The organism is Burkholderia sp. BCC1999 (assembly GCF_905339975.1).
Classification (GTDB): Bacteria; Pseudomonadota; Gammaproteobacteria; order Burkholderiales; family Burkholderiaceae; genus Burkholderia.
This window is the reverse complement of sequence record NZ_CAJPHP010000004.1, coordinates 127,881-141,997: the sequence shown is the minus strand read 5'-3', so window position 1 is coordinate 141,997 and position 14,117 is coordinate 127,881. Positions and strand designations below refer to the sequence as shown.

General features: G+C 67.8%; 16 protein-coding genes and 1 tRNA gene. 7 read left to right on the top strand and 10 right to left on the bottom strand.

Annotated elements, in window-relative coordinates; genetic code table 11:
• Positions 1-12: 12 nt before the first annotated feature.
• From cysD to U5809_RS07115, 4 genes are all read right to left on the bottom strand, one after another.
• Positions 13-975: a sulfate adenylyltransferase subunit CysD gene (gene cysD, locus U5809_RS07130; RefSeq protein WP_322085990.1), complete on the bottom strand. Its 963-nt coding sequence runs from the start codon at positions 973-975 to the stop codon at positions 13-15.
• A 76-nt stretch (positions 976-1,051) separates the two neighbouring features.
• Positions 1,052-1,795 (bottom strand): phosphoadenylyl-sulfate reductase, encoded by a 744-nt coding sequence (locus U5809_RS07125; RefSeq protein ID WP_322085989.1) that lies wholly within the window; start codon positions 1,793-1,795, stop codon positions 1,052-1,054.
• Positions 1,792-2,358, bottom strand: a complete 567-nt coding sequence (locus U5809_RS07120; RefSeq protein ID WP_322085988.1) for a DUF934 domain-containing protein — start codon at positions 2,356-2,358, stop codon at positions 1,792-1,794. Before U5809_RS07120 ends, U5809_RS07125 begins: the two co-directional genes overlap by 4 nt.
• Positions 2,359-2,383: 25 nt before the next feature.
• Positions 2,384-4,063, bottom strand: coding sequence for a nitrite/sulfite reductase (locus U5809_RS07115; protein WP_322085987.1), 1,680 nt, complete (start codon positions 4,061-4,063; stop codon positions 2,384-2,386).
• A 215-nt stretch (positions 4,064-4,278) separates the two neighbouring features.
• Between U5809_RS07115 and U5809_RS07110 the strand changes: the two genes are divergently transcribed.
• The 4 genes from U5809_RS07110 (at position 4,279) to U5809_RS07095 (ending at position 6,915) form a co-directional block, all read left to right on the top strand.
• Positions 4,279-5,220, top strand: coding sequence for a CysB family HTH-type transcriptional regulator (locus tag U5809_RS07110; RefSeq protein WP_282505793.1), 942 nt, complete (start codon positions 4,279-4,281; stop codon positions 5,218-5,220).
• Between the two features lie 64 nt (positions 5,221-5,284).
• Positions 5,285-6,442, top strand: coding sequence for an ABC transporter substrate-binding protein (locus tag U5809_RS07105; protein WP_322085986.1), 1,158 nt, complete (start codon positions 5,285-5,287; stop codon positions 6,440-6,442).
• Between the two features lie 96 nt (positions 6,443-6,538).
• Positions 6,539-6,623: transfer RNA gene (locus U5809_RS07100), tRNA-Leu, on the top strand.
• Between the two features lie 82 nt (positions 6,624-6,705).
• Entirely contained in the window at positions 6,706-6,915 is a 210-nt protein-coding gene (locus U5809_RS07095; protein WP_322085985.1) for a hypothetical protein, read from the top strand.
• 40 nt (positions 6,916-6,955) lie between these two features.
• Here the strand turns inward: U5809_RS07095 and U5809_RS07090 are convergent, their stop codons facing one another.
• The gene (locus U5809_RS07090; RefSeq protein ID WP_322085984.1) at positions 6,956-7,846 is read right to left on the bottom strand and encodes an alpha/beta hydrolase; all 891 of its coding nucleotides are present in this window, start codon (positions 7,844-7,846) and stop codon (positions 6,956-6,958) included.
• Between the two features lie 106 nt (positions 7,847-7,952).
• On the opposite strand from U5809_RS07090, the gene U5809_RS07085 reads away from it, so the two are divergent.
• Positions 7,953-8,849, top strand: coding sequence for a LysR family transcriptional regulator (locus U5809_RS07085; RefSeq protein WP_322086114.1), 897 nt, complete (start codon positions 7,953-7,955; stop codon positions 8,847-8,849).
• A gap of 23 nt (positions 8,850-8,872) precedes the next feature.
• Here U5809_RS07085 and U5809_RS07080 read toward each other — a convergent pair whose 3' ends face one another.
• The 4 genes from U5809_RS07080 to copC form a co-directional block, all read right to left on the bottom strand.
• Complete coding sequence (locus tag U5809_RS07080) at positions 8,873-9,808, bottom strand: LysR family transcriptional regulator (RefSeq protein WP_322085983.1); 936 nt, start codon at positions 9,806-9,808, stop codon at positions 8,873-8,875.
• Positions 9,809-9,995: 187 nt separating this feature from the next.
• Positions 9,996-10,769: an SDR family oxidoreductase gene (locus U5809_RS07075; RefSeq protein ID WP_124456186.1), complete on the bottom strand. Its 774-nt coding sequence runs from the start codon at positions 10,767-10,769 to the stop codon at positions 9,996-9,998.
• Positions 10,770-10,948: 179 nt separating this feature from the next.
• Positions 10,949-11,449, bottom strand: coding sequence for a DinB family protein (locus tag U5809_RS07070; protein WP_176050671.1), 501 nt, complete (start codon positions 11,447-11,449; stop codon positions 10,949-10,951).
• A 65-nt stretch (positions 11,450-11,514) separates the two neighbouring features.
• The gene (gene copC, locus U5809_RS07065; protein ID WP_322085982.1) at positions 11,515-11,889 is read right to left on the bottom strand and encodes a copper homeostasis periplasmic binding protein CopC; all 375 of its coding nucleotides are present in this window, start codon (positions 11,887-11,889) and stop codon (positions 11,515-11,517) included.
• Positions 11,890-12,003: 114 nt separating this feature from the next.
• Here copC and U5809_RS07060 point away from each other — a divergent pair, with 114 nt between their 5' ends.
• Both U5809_RS07060 and U5809_RS07055 read left to right on the top strand, forming a co-directional pair.
• Positions 12,004-12,720, top strand: coding sequence for a 16S rRNA pseudouridine(516) synthase (locus U5809_RS07060; RefSeq protein ID WP_322085981.1), 717 nt, complete (start codon positions 12,004-12,006; stop codon positions 12,718-12,720).
• Positions 12,721-12,826: 106 nt separating this feature from the next.
• Positions 12,827-13,015: a hypothetical protein gene (locus U5809_RS07055; RefSeq protein ID WP_322086113.1), complete on the top strand. Its 189-nt coding sequence runs from the start codon at positions 12,827-12,829 to the stop codon at positions 13,013-13,015.
• On the opposite strand, the gene U5809_RS07050 is transcribed toward U5809_RS07055, so the two are convergent.
• Positions 12,998-14,035, bottom strand: a complete 1,038-nt coding sequence (locus U5809_RS07050) for an NAD-dependent epimerase/dehydratase family protein (protein ID WP_322085980.1) — start codon at positions 14,033-14,035, stop codon at positions 12,998-13,000. The genes U5809_RS07055 and U5809_RS07050 overlap by 18 nt on opposite strands.
• Positions 14,036-14,117 lie beyond the last annotated feature (82 nt).

The following is a 14,117-nucleotide window of genomic DNA, read 5'->3' as shown; positions in this document are numbered from 1 at the left end:
TCCTCGTGTGCTTCAGAAATAACCTTGCTTCTTGCGCGTTTCCATCGCGGCTTCGGACGCCTGGTCGTCCATCCGGGTCGCGCCGCGCTCGGTGATCTCGGTCACCGCCGTCTCGGCGATGATCTTCTCGACGTCGTCCGCGTCGCTCTCGACCGGGCACGTGCAGGAAATGTCGCCGACCGTGCGGAAGCGCACTTGCGCGATCTCGCTCGACTCGCCCTCACGCATCGGCGTGAGCGGCGTGACGGGCACGAGCAGCCCGTTGCGGCGCACGATCTCGCGCTGGTGCGCGTAGTAGATCGACGGCAGTTCGAGGTTTTCGCGCGCGATGTACTGCCACACGTCGAGTTCGGTCCAGTTCGAGATCGGGAACACGCGCAGGTGCTCGCCCTTGTGCAGGCGGGCGTTGTACAGGCTCCACAGTTCCGGGCGCTGCGCCTTCGGATCCCACTGGCCGAATTCGTCGCGGAACGAGAAGATGCGTTCCTTCGCGCGCGCCTTCTCTTCGTCGCGGCGCGCGCCGCCGATCAGCGCCGTGTAGCCATGCTCCTCGATCGTCTCGAGCAGCGTGACGGCCTGTGCGGCGTTGCGCGAATCGGTTTCGCGGCGCAGCACGACCGTGCCGCGCTTGATCGAATCCTCGACGTGACCGACGACCAGCTCGGCGCCCAGTTCCTGCGCGCGGCGGTCGCGGAAGTCGATCACTTCCTCGTAGTTGTGGCCCGTGTCGATGTGCACGAGCGGGAACGGCAGCGCCGTCTTGCGGTTCGCGCCGAGGCCGAACGCTTTCAGGGCCAGATGCAGCACGACGACCGAATCCTTGCCGCCCGAGAACAGCAGCGCCGGCTTGCTGCACTCGGCAACCAGCTCGCGCAGGATGTGGATCGACTCGGCTTCGAGCCAGTCGAGGTGGCCCATGCGGTTGTCCGCGCCGGTGGTCGGGGCAAAGGCGGATTGCTCGAGCGTCGTGCTCATGATTTCAGTCCTTCTCTTCTGGGTTCGTGCCGCCCGCTGTCGCGGGCGGCGCAATATTCAGTTTCTTGTCAGGCTTTCAGTGCGTGGTGCCGGCAACGGCTTCCGCAGGAATCGGCGTGATCGTGATGTGCAGGCCGCATTCCTTCGTATCGCGCGATTCCCACCACCAGCGGCCTGCGCGGCTGTCCTCGCCAGGGCGGATCGCACGCGTACACGGCTCGCAGCCGATGCTCGGGTAGCCGCGAGCATGCAGCGGGTTGACCGGCACGTCAAACGCGTCAAGGTACGCCCATACGTCGGCTTCCGTCCAGTCGGCCAGCGGGTTGTACTTCGCGATCCCGCGTGCGTCGTCCTGTTCTTCCTCGTGCAGCTCGGCCCGCGTGACCGACTGCTCGCGGCGCTGGCCGGTGACCCACGCGCCGACGTCGGCCAGCGCGCGGTTCAGCGGCTCGACCTTGCGGATGTGGCAGCACGACTTGCGCAGCTCGACGCTCTCGTAGAACGCGTTCAGGCCGTGCTCGGCGACATACTGGTCGACGGCTTCCGGTTGCGGGTGGAACTGCTCGATCTCGTAACCGTAGCGCTCGCGCACGCGGTCGATCATGCCGAGCGTTTCCGCGTGCAGGCGGCCCGTATTCAGCGAGAAGATGCCGATCGACACGCCCTTCGACAGGATCGCGTGCGTGAGCAGCATGTCTTCCGCCGCGAGGCTGCTCGCGAACTTCACCTTGTCGTGACGGGCGCCGATCCGCGCGAGCAGCGCGTCGAGGCGCTCGACCTTCGCGGCGAGTTCCGGCGTCAGCGCGGTGGCGGTACTCATGCGCTCACCTTCGCGTCGGGCGTCGCTACGTCGGGCGTCGCTACGGCGGCCGCACGGCGGCGGAACAGCGGCGCCGGCTCGTCGAACGCGCCCTGGTAACGCTGCGTGAATTCCGTGAACGCGTTCAGCGCGTCGTGGATGTCCTTGTCGGCGCGCACCGCGAATGCGTCGAAGCCGCAACGCGACATGTACAGCAGCTGGTCGCGCAGCACGTCGCCGATCGAGCGCAGCTCGCCCGTCCAGCCGTGGCGCTCGCGCAACAGGCGCGCGATGCTGTAGCCGCGGCCGTCCGCGAAGCGCGGGAAATCGACGGCGATCAGCGAAATCGCGCCGAAGTCGGCCACGAGATCGGCCGGCTCGCTGTCCGGCGCGAGCCACACACCGAGTTCGTCCTTCGTCTTCGCGGCGACGAGCGCCGCGCGCTCGGCCTGCCACAACGCGAACGGCACCAGCACCTTGCCGGCCGGCAATGCGTCGACCGCGGGCAGAGCACCGTCTTCCGCCGCGCGCACGACCTGCCATGCATCGTCGATCACTGCGCGGTTCTTGATAATCGAAGCCATCTGCTAATTCCTTGTACCCGGTTGGTTACGCGTTCACTGCCTGGCGCGCCGCATACACGCGCTCCTTGAACGGCGCGATGCCGATGCGGTCGTACGTGTCGACGAAGCGCTCGCCGTCGATGCGCGATTCGACGAACGTGTCGATCAGCTTCGCGATCACGTCCGGCACTTCTTCCGCCGAGAACGACGGTCCGATCACGCGGCCGAGGCGCGCGCCGTTCTGACCCGTGCCCTGCTCGCCGCCGAGCGACACCTGGTACCACTCGGCACCGTCCTTGTCGACACCGAGGATGCCGATGTTGCCGACGTGGTGGTGACCGCACGAGTTCATGCAACCGGAAATGTTCAGCGACAGGTCGCCGAGGTCGTACACATAGTCCAGATCGTCGAAACGCTGCTGGATCGCCAGCGCGATCGGGATCGACTTCGCGTTCGCGAGCGAGCAGAAATCGCCGCCCGGGCACGCGATGATGTCGGTCAGCAGGCCGATGTTCGGCGTCGCGAAACTCGCCGCCTTCGCCTTTTCCCACACCGCGAACAGGTCGCGCTTCTTCACGTTCGCGAGAATCAGGTTCTGCTCGTGCGACACGCGCAGCTCGCCGAGCGAGTATTCATCTGCCCAGTCGGCCACCAGGTCCATCTGCGCGTCGGTCGCATCGCCCGGCGCCACGCGGTGATCCTTCAGCGACAGCGTGACGGCGGCATAGCCGGCCACCTTGTGCGGCGCGACGTTACGCTCGACCCAGCGCGCGAACGCCTTGTTCTCGAGCAGGTGCTGTTCGAACGATGCGTCGGTATCGGCCAGCTTTTCGTACACGGGCGGCTGGAAGTACTGCGACACGCGATCGACTTCCGCCTGCGTGAGCGTCGACGGGCCGTCCTTCAGGTGCTGCCACTCTTCCTCGACCTGCTGCGCGAACTTCGCCGGCGACAGCGCCTTCACGAGGATCTTGATCCGCGCCTTGTAGAGGTTGTCGCGGCGGCCGTAGCGGTTGTACACGCGCAGCACGGCTTCGCAGTAGGTCAGCAGGTGCTGCCACGGGAGGTCTTCCTTGATCACCGCACCGATGATCGGCGTACGGCCGAGGCCGCCGCCCGCGAGGATGCTCGCGACCACTTCGCCCTGCGCGTTCTTCTTCAGGTACACGCCGAGGTCGTGGATCTGCACGGCCGCGCGGTCGTCCTTCGAGCCCGACACCGCGATCTTGAACTTGCGCGGCAGCCACGCGAATTCGGGATGGAACGTCGACCACTGACGCAGGATTTCCGACCACGGACGCGGATCGATTTCTTCGTCCTGCGCGACGCCGGCGAACTGGTCGGCCGTGATGTTGCGGATGCAGTTGCCCGACGTCTGGATGCCGTGCATCTGCACCGACGCGAGCTTCGCGAGGATCTCGGGCGTGTCTTCCAGCTCGATCCAGTTGAACTGGATGTTCGAGCGGGTCGAGAAGTGGCCGTAGCCACGGTCGTGTTCGCGGGCGATGCGCGCCAGCATCCGGAGCTGGTCGCTGCGCAGGTTGCCGTACGGAATCGCGATGCGGTGCATGTATGCGTGGCGCTGCATGTACAGGCCGTTCTGCAGGCGCAGCGGACGGAATTCTTCTTCGCTCAACTCGCCCGACAGGCGGCGGCGCACCTGATCGCGGTACTGCGCGACACGCTCGTCGACGATCGTCTGGTCGTATTGGTCGTACTGATACATTCGGGGACCCCAGGGGTTTTCGTGGTGACCGCGCGACGTCCTAGCCACGTCGCGCCCGAATCTCCGTTCCGCCGTCACCGCCCCCATCCGCCACCGGATGGATTGCTAATGACGAAAACAGATATCCATATTTGAAAAACTCCGGTGAATCGTAATAAACTCGCCTTATATTTCAAACGACTAAAAAATTCTGTTGATATGCGGAAGGGTTATAAATGAACCTGCACCAATTTCGCTTCGTGCGCGAGGCCGTCCGGCAGAATTTCAACCTCACCGAGGCCGCGAAGGCGCTCTACACGTCCCAACCGGGGGTATCGAAGGCGATCATCGAGCTCGAGGACGAGCTCGGCGTGGAGATCTTCACGCGGCACGGCAAGCGCGTGCGCTCGCTCACCGAGCCGGGCAGGATCATCCTCGCGTCGGTCGAGCGGATCCTGCAGGAGGTTGAGAGCCTTAAAAGGGTCGGAAAGGATTATGCCGCACAGGACCAGGGCAACCTGACCATCGCCGCGACCCACACGCAGGCGCGCTACTCGCTGCCGGCCGCGATCGCCGAATTCAAGAAGCGCTTCCCGAAGGTGCACCTGTCGATCCTGCAAGGCAGCCCGACGCAGGTGGCCGAGATGGTGATCCACGATCAGGCCGATCTCGCGATCGCGACCGAGGCGATCTCGGACTACAAGGAGCTCGTGTCGCTGCCCTGCTTCCAGTGGCACCACGCGGCCGTCGTGCCGGCCGACCATCCGCTGCTCGAACGCAAACCGGTCACGCTCGACGATCTCGCGCAGTACCCGCTGATCACGTATGACGATGCGTTCGCGGGCCGCAAGAAGATCAACCATGCGTTCGCACTGCGCGGGCTGTCGCCGGACATCGTGCTCGAGGCGATCGACGCCGACGTGATCAAGACCTACGTCGAACTCGGCCTCGGCGTCGGGATCATGGCCGACATCGCGTTCAACCCGGAGCGCGACCGCAGCCTGCGGCTGATCCCGGTCGGCCACCTGTTCGGCAGCAACGTGACGCGCGTCGCGCTCAAGCAGGGTGCCTACCTGCGCAGCTATGTGTATACGCTCGTCGAACTGCTGTCGCCGACGCTGAATCGCAAGCTGATCGAACAGGCGCTCAAGGGTGAAGCCGAATCGTACGAGCTCTGAGCCGCGTGTATAAACAGAGGGGCGCATATCGCGCCCCTTTTTGCTGCCCGACGGAGATTCCCGCATGACGCTTCCCGCCCTGCTGCGCCGCGCCGCCGGCACCGCCCTCGTGCTGGCCTGCGCGGCCGCGCATGCCGACCTGAAGGTCGGTGTCGACCTGTCCTCGACCGGCCCGGCCGCCGCGATCGGCATCACGAGCAAGAACGCGATCCTGATGTGGCCGAAGACGATCGTCGGGCAGCCCGTCCAGGTGACGGTGCTCGACGACGCGTCCGATCCCGGTACCGCGGTGCGCAACATCCGCAAGCTGGTCGACGAGGATCACGTCGATGTCGTGGTCGGGCCGAACATCACGCCGGCCGCGCTCGCGGCGCTCGACACGGTCGCTGCCGCGCAGACGCCGATGATCACGCTGGTCGGCTCCGGCGCGATCGTCGAGCCGCAGGAAGGCGCGCGGACCTGGGCGTTCAAGATGGCGCAGAGTGACCGCGCGATGGCCGACGTGATGACGCGCTACATGGCGAACCACGGCGTGAAGACGGTCGGCTTCATCGGCTTCGCGGACAGCTACGGCGACAGCTGGCTGAACGAATTCACGCGCTTTGCCGATCTGCGCAAGATCCGCGTCGTCGCGACCGAGCGCTTCAACCGCACCGACGCGAGCGTCACGGGCCAGGCGCTGAAGCTGATCGCGGCGAAGCCCGACGCGATCCTGATCGCGGGCTCGGGCACGCCGGCCGTGCTGCCGCAGCGCACGCTGATCGAGCGTGGCTACAAGGGCCCGGTCTACCAGACGCACGGGATCGCGACGCCGGAATTCATCAAGCTCGGCGGCAAGGACGTCGACGGCACGCTGTTTCCGACGCAGCCGGTGGTCGTCGCGCGTACGCTGCCGGCCGACCATCCGGCCCGCAAGGCCGCGCTCGCCTTCGTCGACGCATACGAGGCGAAATACGGCGCCGGCACGGTCACGCAGTTCGCGGGCGACGCGGCCGGCGTCTACCCGCGCCTCGCCGACGCGGTCGGCCGCGCGCTGAAGGCCGCGCAGCCCGGCACGCCGGCGTTCCGCGCGGCACTGCGACGCGAGCTGGAACGCGCGCACGAGCTCGTCGTGCCGAACGGCGTCGTCAATGCCAGCGACAAGGATCATGTGGGGCTCGATCAGCGTGCGAGCGTCATGGGGATCGTGAAGCAGGGCCGGTTCGTCTACCTGAGCCAGTGACGTGCGCGACCGGCACCCGGGCAGCTTGCCCGGCGCCGGGATTTCGGACATAATCCGCGTTTCGCCGCGCACAATCGCATGCGCGGTCAGGATTAAGCCCAGGTGGTGAAATTGGTAGACGCAGGGGACTCAAAATCCCCCGCCGCAAGGCGTGCCGGTTCGATTCCGGCCCTGGGCACCAGTATTTCGCAGCGTCATGCGCTGCACCGTCGAAACCCGCGCAAGCTCACCGCTTCGCGGGTTTTTTGTTTTGGCCGCACGCGATGCCTGCCGCAACGCGCGCCCTCCCGCGACTGTCCAAGCATCAGTCCAAGCGCGTCATTTCAATCCCGATCCGCGTCGGCGTGCTCGTCGCACTGCTGTCGATCATGTTGGGCGGATGCGACCTGCTCCGCGAGCCGCCCGTACCCGACTGGCCGGGGCCGCATGCGCCCTACCCGTTCCCGGACAACATTCCGCATCGCACCGAATGACCACGCCGGACGGCCACGCGCCGCGGCACGGGCCGCGCGTTCAGTCGCGCTCGCAGAACCGCAGGATCGCGTCCGCGACGGCCGCCGGCGCCTCGCGTTGCGGAAAGTGCCCGACCGCATCCACGATCTGCCGCTCGTAGCGGCCGGCGAAGAACCGCTCTCGCCCCGCCGAGCTGTCCGGATGATTGCAGGTATCCGCGCCGCCGTGCAGCACGAGCGTCGGCACCGCCAGCACGGGCGCCGGGTTCAGCCGCGCATTGTCGTCGGCATAGGCCGGCGTGCCCGGCGCGAAGCCCCACCGATGCCGGTACGAATGCAGCACGACGTCGATCCAGTCGGGCCCGTCGAACGCGTCGGCCGCCGCGTCGAAATCGCTGTCGCGATACCAGCCGAGCGGCGACCACGTATCCCACATCAGGCGGGCAAACGCACGGCGGTCGTCACGCAAGGCCTGCTCGCCGCGCGGCGTCGCCATGAACCAGTGATACCAGTAGTTGCGCGCCTGCTGCAGCGACAGCGGCTGGCCCGGATCGTTGGTGCCGTAACCGACCGACAGCATCACGAGATGCGAAGCGGCGCCGTCACGCAACCCGCACGCATTCGCGGCCGCCCGGGCGCCCCAGTCATGGCCGACCAGCACGGGCCGCTCGACACCGAGCGCATCGGCGAATTCGAGCAGGTCGCGCCCGAGCGCCGCGAGCTCGCCGCTGCGCGGCACGGACGCATCGCGAAAGCGCGTCGGCGCAAAGCCGCGCAGCGCGGGCGCCAGCACGCGGTAGCCGCGCCCGGCGAGCGCTGCCGCCACCGCGTCCCAGCCGACAGGACTGTCCGGCCACCCGTGCACAAGCACGGCCACGCGCTCGCCGCGCGGGTTCCATTCGAGATAGGCAATATCGAGCGACGCGGTCGTCGCATGCGCATAGGTCGTCATCGTGTACTCCGTTGGGTCAGCCTGAGCGCACGATGGTAGGCCGGCCTTTCATCACGATTCACGGAGTATCATGATTCATTCTTTGAATTTCACGTTGAATCGACTGATGGAACCGCTGACCGATCCCGCGTCGACCGCACTCGACATCACGCTGCTGCGCACCTTCCTCGAAGTCGTCGACAGCCGCGGATTCGCGCCGGCCGCGGAACGTCTCGCGCTTACGCCCTCCGCCGTCAGCGGCCACATCAAGCGGCTCGAACAAGCGGCCGGCACCGTGCTGCTCGCGCGCACGACACGCCGTATCGCACTCACGCCGGCCGGCGACACGCTGTACGCCTACGCGCGCAACATCGTCGACATGGAGCGCGAAGTGCGCGCGCGGCTGCGCGGCGCGCCGGCGCACGGGCCGCTGCGGGTCGGCGCGTCGGAGGACTTTGCCGGTGCGTGGCTGCCGCACGTGCTGCGCACGTTTCGCGACCGCCACCCGCGTACGTCGATCGAGCTGAAGGTCGGGATCACCGCATCGCTGCTGCGCGAACAGACGCTCGGCCGGCTCGATGTCGTTTTCGGCAAGCAGTGCCGGCAGGTCGACACGCCGGGCGAATTGCTGTGGGAAGAGCCGCTCGTGTGGGCCTTCGCGTCGGATCGCACGCTCGACGCGGGCGGCGAAGTGCCGCTCGCGCTGTTTCCGCAGCCGTGCGTCTATCGGGAGGCGGCCGTCGCGGCGCTCGCCGCCGCGCTGCGATCGTTCCGCGTGCTGTTCGAGAGCAGCAGCATGGCCGGCTGCGTGTCGGCCGCGCTCGCCGGCTTCGCGGTCACCGCGCTCGCGCGCAGCCAGTTACGCGACGGCCTGCGCGAATGCGGGCCGCCGGACGGCCTGCCGGCGCTGCCGGCTGCGCGCTTCTATGCGTTTGCGGCGAAGCCCGACGGCCCCGGCGCGGCGTTGATCGACGCGGTGCGGGACGCCGGGCGCCACCGGCAGTTCGCGGCGCTGGGCGACTGAAACGTACGCGACGGCTGCCGCGATCAGTCGCCGTCCGCGCCCTGCCCGGCCGCCGTCTTCGTCAGCGCATCGGCCATCAATTCGCCGAACCACTCGATGAATGCATTGAGCCGGCGCGACCGATGGCGGCGGTGCGGATACACGGCCGACACGTCCATCGGCTCGGCGCGGTAGCCGGGCATCACGTCGACGAGCGCGCCGCTTTCCAGCAGATGCTCGACGTCGAACCGCGGTATCTGGATCAGCCCCATGCCGGCAATGCAGCCGGCGATATAGGTTTCGGCGTTGTTGACGATCACGCGGCTCGGCAGCGTCAGCGTGTGCCGCTGGCCGTCCGCGCAGTATTCCCACCCGAGTTCGCGCCCCGTCGTCGGCGACGCATAGCCGATCGCCCAGTGCCCGTGCGCAAGCGCATCCGGGTGCTCGGGTACGCCGCACTCGCGCAGATAGTCGGGGCTCGCGCAGTTGATCAGCGTGAACTGCCCGAGCGGCCGCACGACGAGGCTGCTGTCCGCGAGCCGCCCGACGCGGATCGCGCAATCGACGCCTTCCTGTACGAGATCGATCGAGCGGTCGGTCGAGCCGAGCGACAGTTGCAGCTTCGGGTAGCGGTGAAACAGTGACGGCAGTGCGGGCGCGACGACACGGCGCGCGATCCGGCTCGGCACGTCGACGTTCAGCCGTCCGACGACGTCGCGGTCGCGGCGCCGAAACAGGCGGTCGAGATCGTCGGCTTCCGCAAGCAGGCGCCGGCCGCGTTCGAGCAGCAGCGTGCCGTCGGCCGTGAGCTGCACCTGGCGCGTCGTGCGATGCAGGAGGCGCGTGCCGAGCCCCGTCTCGAGCTGCTGGACGGCCGCCGACACGGTCGCGCGCGGCACGTCGAGCGCATGCGCGGCCTTGATGAAGCTGCCCATTTCGGCAACCTGCAGGAAGATTCTGACCTGATCCAGCTTGTCCATCGGTGGGGAGCGTGGGTTTGGAAGATCGTCGCCGCCGGCTGTTGCGCGTCGCGGCGAGGTCCGGCGGCACAGAAAAAACGGGCGCGCAGCCGCAGGGCCGCGCGCCCGTCCATTGTCCACGCAAACGCGCCATTACGGTGCGCCACGCGCCCGCGACGGCCGCCGGCGCGGCCCGTCGCAGGCCCGGTTACTTGGTCGTATAGCCGCCGTTGATCAGGATCGTCTGGCCGGTGATCCACCAGCCGTCGGTCACGAGATGGCGGATGAACGGCACGACGTCCTCGATGTCGGTCAGGCCCGTCTTGCTGAACGGCGACAGCGCGGCCGCCGTCTTGTGATAGGCAACCGCATCGGCGCCTTCGGCCGGATAGAAGAACGGCGTATCCATCGGGCCCGGCCCGACGGCCGTCACCGAGATCCCGCGTGCGCCGTATTCCTTCGACGCCGCGCGCGTGAAGTGCTCGACCGGCGCCTTCGACCCTTCGTACGCCGCATAGAACGGCGTGAACGCGCCGAGCAGCGACGTCACGAGCGTGACGAGCTTGCCATGATCCTCGAGGTGTCGCCCGGCCTCCTTGATGAAGAAGAACGCCGACTTGCTGTTGACCGCGAACATCTCGTCGTACTCGGCCTCGCTGATCTCGGTGAACGGCTTCTTCAGCACCTTGCCGACCGTGTTGATCGCGATATCGATCTTGCCGAAGCGCTGCTTCGCGTCGTCGAACAGCTTCTCGACCGCGGCGGCCGTGGTCAGGTCGGCCTGGAACGTTGCGGCTTCCGCGCCGGCCGCGCGTACAGCGGCGGCCGTCTCCTCGGCCTGCGCCTGCGACGCCGCGCTGTTGTAGTGAATCGCCACCGCCTTCGCGCCGTGGCTCGCCAGGTCCCGCGCGATCAGGCCGCCGAGATTCTTTGCGCCGCCTGCGATCAGGACGACCTTGTCTGCGAGCGTGTGAGTTGCCACGGTTGACTCCTTTTTCCGTTGAACGAAGCTAGGAGTGTAGGCACGCGCGACGCGCCGGTCAGCCGGTCGCGGCTGGATGGATTATCCAGAAAAGCGATCCAATCGGAGCGATGCTGTGTGGCCGGCCGCACCGACAGCGGCCGCGGATTCCGAGCCAGGCCGTACGGCCGCCAGCCGTCTCAGCGAGCGTAAAGCGCCGCGTCGATCTTGCCGAGCAGCCACTGCATGCCGGCCAGATGCTGCTGGTCGTGGCTGCACAGGTAGTGGACGAGCCCGCGCACGGTCAGCGAACCGTAGCCGTCGAACTCGCCGGTGCGCTCGAACTGCTCGGGCGTCACGCGCGACAGCAACTCCAGCGTTTCGCGTCGCGCTTCGCGGATCGCCGCGAGCACGTCGGACGCATACGCATCGTTGTAGCGACGCTCGATCGCGAGCGCGTCGCCGTCGATCGACGCGAGCAGCGGCCGGTCCTCGTCGAGCATCCGCCGCAGCCGCACGTGATAGCCGTCGATCTCGATGTCGCGCACGTGGCAGAGCTGCCCGAGCGGCGAGAAATGCTCGCTCGGGATCCCGGCCCAGTCGTCGGGCGTCCAGCGCGCGTAGCCGTCGGGGACGGCCGCGAAATGCGCTTCGAGCTGACGGGGGAAATCGGCGAGTGCATCGAGCGTCGTCGGGTTCATGCGGGAAACTCCCTGTCGGATGAGGGCGACGACAACCCTGGCACGGGCCTGCCGCCGCCGTTGCGTCACTTCACGCTGAAGCCGTACGCACCCTGCGTGCGGTGCCCGTCGGTCGCGACGGCCACCCATTTCACCGTATAGGCACCGGCGCCGATTGCCGTCAGCGGCACCGTCATCCGCTTGCGGTTCGACGCGTCGATGCGCGCGCGGCCGTCCGACACCGTGTTGCCGCCGCCGTCGACGACGACGATCGAGCTGAATGCCGGCTCCAGCGGCTCGGTGAAGTCGATCGTGACGGCAGCCGGTGCGGCGGCCACCGCCGCGCCTGCCGCCGGATCGCTCTTCGCGAGATGCGCGTGCGCGAACGCGGCCGACGAGACGGTGGCGGCAACGATGATCGCGGCTGCCTGGCGGCCGAACCGGAATGAATCGAAACGCATGGACTTTCCGTGAAGAGTGAACGGGCGCCGCACCCCTCGCGGCGTTCCGGCAGCTTACCAGCGCATGCGCGTTCATGCCGGTCATCGGCCGCCGCTTGATAGAATGCGCGCGCTATGGATCTCGAAAGCATTCTCTACACTCAGGGCTTCGGCTCGCGCCGCCAATGCCGCGCCCTGATCGAAGCGGGCCGCGTCGCCGTCGCGGGCACCGGCGCGACCGACCCCGACGCCACGTTCGACACCGACGGCCTCGTGTTCTCGGTCGACGACACGACGTGGCCGTTCCACGCGCGCGCGTATCTCGCGCTCAACAAGCCGGCCGGCTACGAGTGCTCGCGCGATCCGCAGCACCACGCGAGCGTGTTCAGCCTGCTGCCCGCGCCGCTCGTCGCGCGCGGCGTGCAGTGCGTCGGCCGTCTCGACCAGGACACGACCGGCCTGCTGCTGCTGTCCGACGACGGCCAGTTCGTGCATGCGTACACGTCGCCGAAGCGCAAGGTGCCGAAGACCTACGTCGCGACCGTGCGCCACCCGCTCGACGATGCGCAGCTGAATGCGCTGCGTAGCGGCGTGCAGCTGCACGGCGAGCCGAAGCCGATCGCGGCCGTCGCCGCCGACGCGCGCGACACGCACGCGCTCGCGCTGACCGTCCTCGAAGGCAAATACCACCAGGTCAAGCGCATGGTGGCGGCGGCGAGCAATCGCGTCGAGTTGCTGCACCGCGAAAGCATCGGCGGCTTCACGCTGCCGGACGATCTCGCACCGGGCGCGTGGCGCTGGCTCGATGACGCCGACCTTTCAGCGCTGCGCAATCCCGTCAAAACCCTGTAAGGGAAAATCCGCACGACCGTTCGGTGCCCGGCCGCGTCTCGGCCGCATGTTCCCCCGCTATACTGAAATCACAAGCTGCAAGAGCAGCGATGCAGGGGGAGATACCATGAACATCAACCATTCTTTCGAACTGTCGTCCGTGATGATCGCGTTTGCGGTCATCGGTGTCCTCGTGATCGGCGGCCTGCTGGCCATGATGCACGCGAAGCACAAATATCATCCGAACCTGATTGGCGCGCTGATCGGTGCGCTGCTGTGCTTCCTGCTGATCGAGGCGTTACCGGCGCTGACCTGACGCGCTGCCCGGCGCGAGCGTTTGAAGGAAATCGTCTACGGTCGGATATCGCAACGTCACGCACAATTCGGCCTTGAGCCGTGCGTTGGACAGGCGTCGCGACTCGCGCATGAACGACAGCAGCGTCGGTTCGAGCTGGCGCTCGGCGTCCGCGCGGCTGACGCGCGGCGGCCTCGGCAGGCCGAGCACCTGCGCGACCCGGTCGAAATACTCCCCCATCCGCAGTTCGCTGTCGTCCGACGCGTGCACGGCGCGCGCCGGCCTGCCGCGCTCGGCCGTGCGGCGCAGGATCGCCGCGAGATCGTCCGCGTGGATGTGGTTCGTGTACACGTCGTCGGCCGGCGCGAGCGCCGGCGTGCCGCGCTCGAGCCGCGCGACCGGCAGACGGTTCGCCGCGTAGATGCCGGGAATGCGCACGATGTGCGCGGACAGCACGCCGCGCACCGTCGCCGCACGCAGTTGCCGCTCGGCCGACACGCGCCGGAACGCGCGCGGATTGGCGGGGCTCAGCGGGTGCGTTTCGTCGATGCGCGCGCCGCCGCAGTCGCCGTATACGCCCGTCGTGCTCGCGTAGACGAGCCTCGGCGCGCGAAGGCCGTCGGGTACAATACGCGCTCCCCGAACGGGTGCGCCGGCCTGCCGTGCAGCGGTGCGCAGCGTTCGGAGCCGGCCGACCGCCGGTGCCGGCGGGGTCGATGGCCGACGTGCGGGCATGGACGTTGCGGCGATCAGCGCACGCGTGCGCCGGTCGTCACGGCCGTCGGATTGCGGCGGTGCGAGATGCAGGATCGTGCGGGCAAGGCCCGCGAGGCGGCCGAGCGTCGCCCGGCGATCGAGATCGCCGACGATCGGCGTCGCGCCTGCGGCGCGCAGTTCGTCGCGGCGGGCCGGGTGGCTCGTCAGCGCGAAGATCCGCAGGTTGCGGCGCGCGTCACGCCATTGCGCGACGCAGCGCATGCCGACGTCGCCGCAGCCGACGATCAGTGCGCGCGGCCGGCGCAGGATTCGTGTCGCGATCATGTTGGTTGCGAAATCAGTAGCGGCCGTTGCGCGACGCGCAACGGTCTTGCATTGTAGCTGCCGTGCGCGACATGCACGGTCC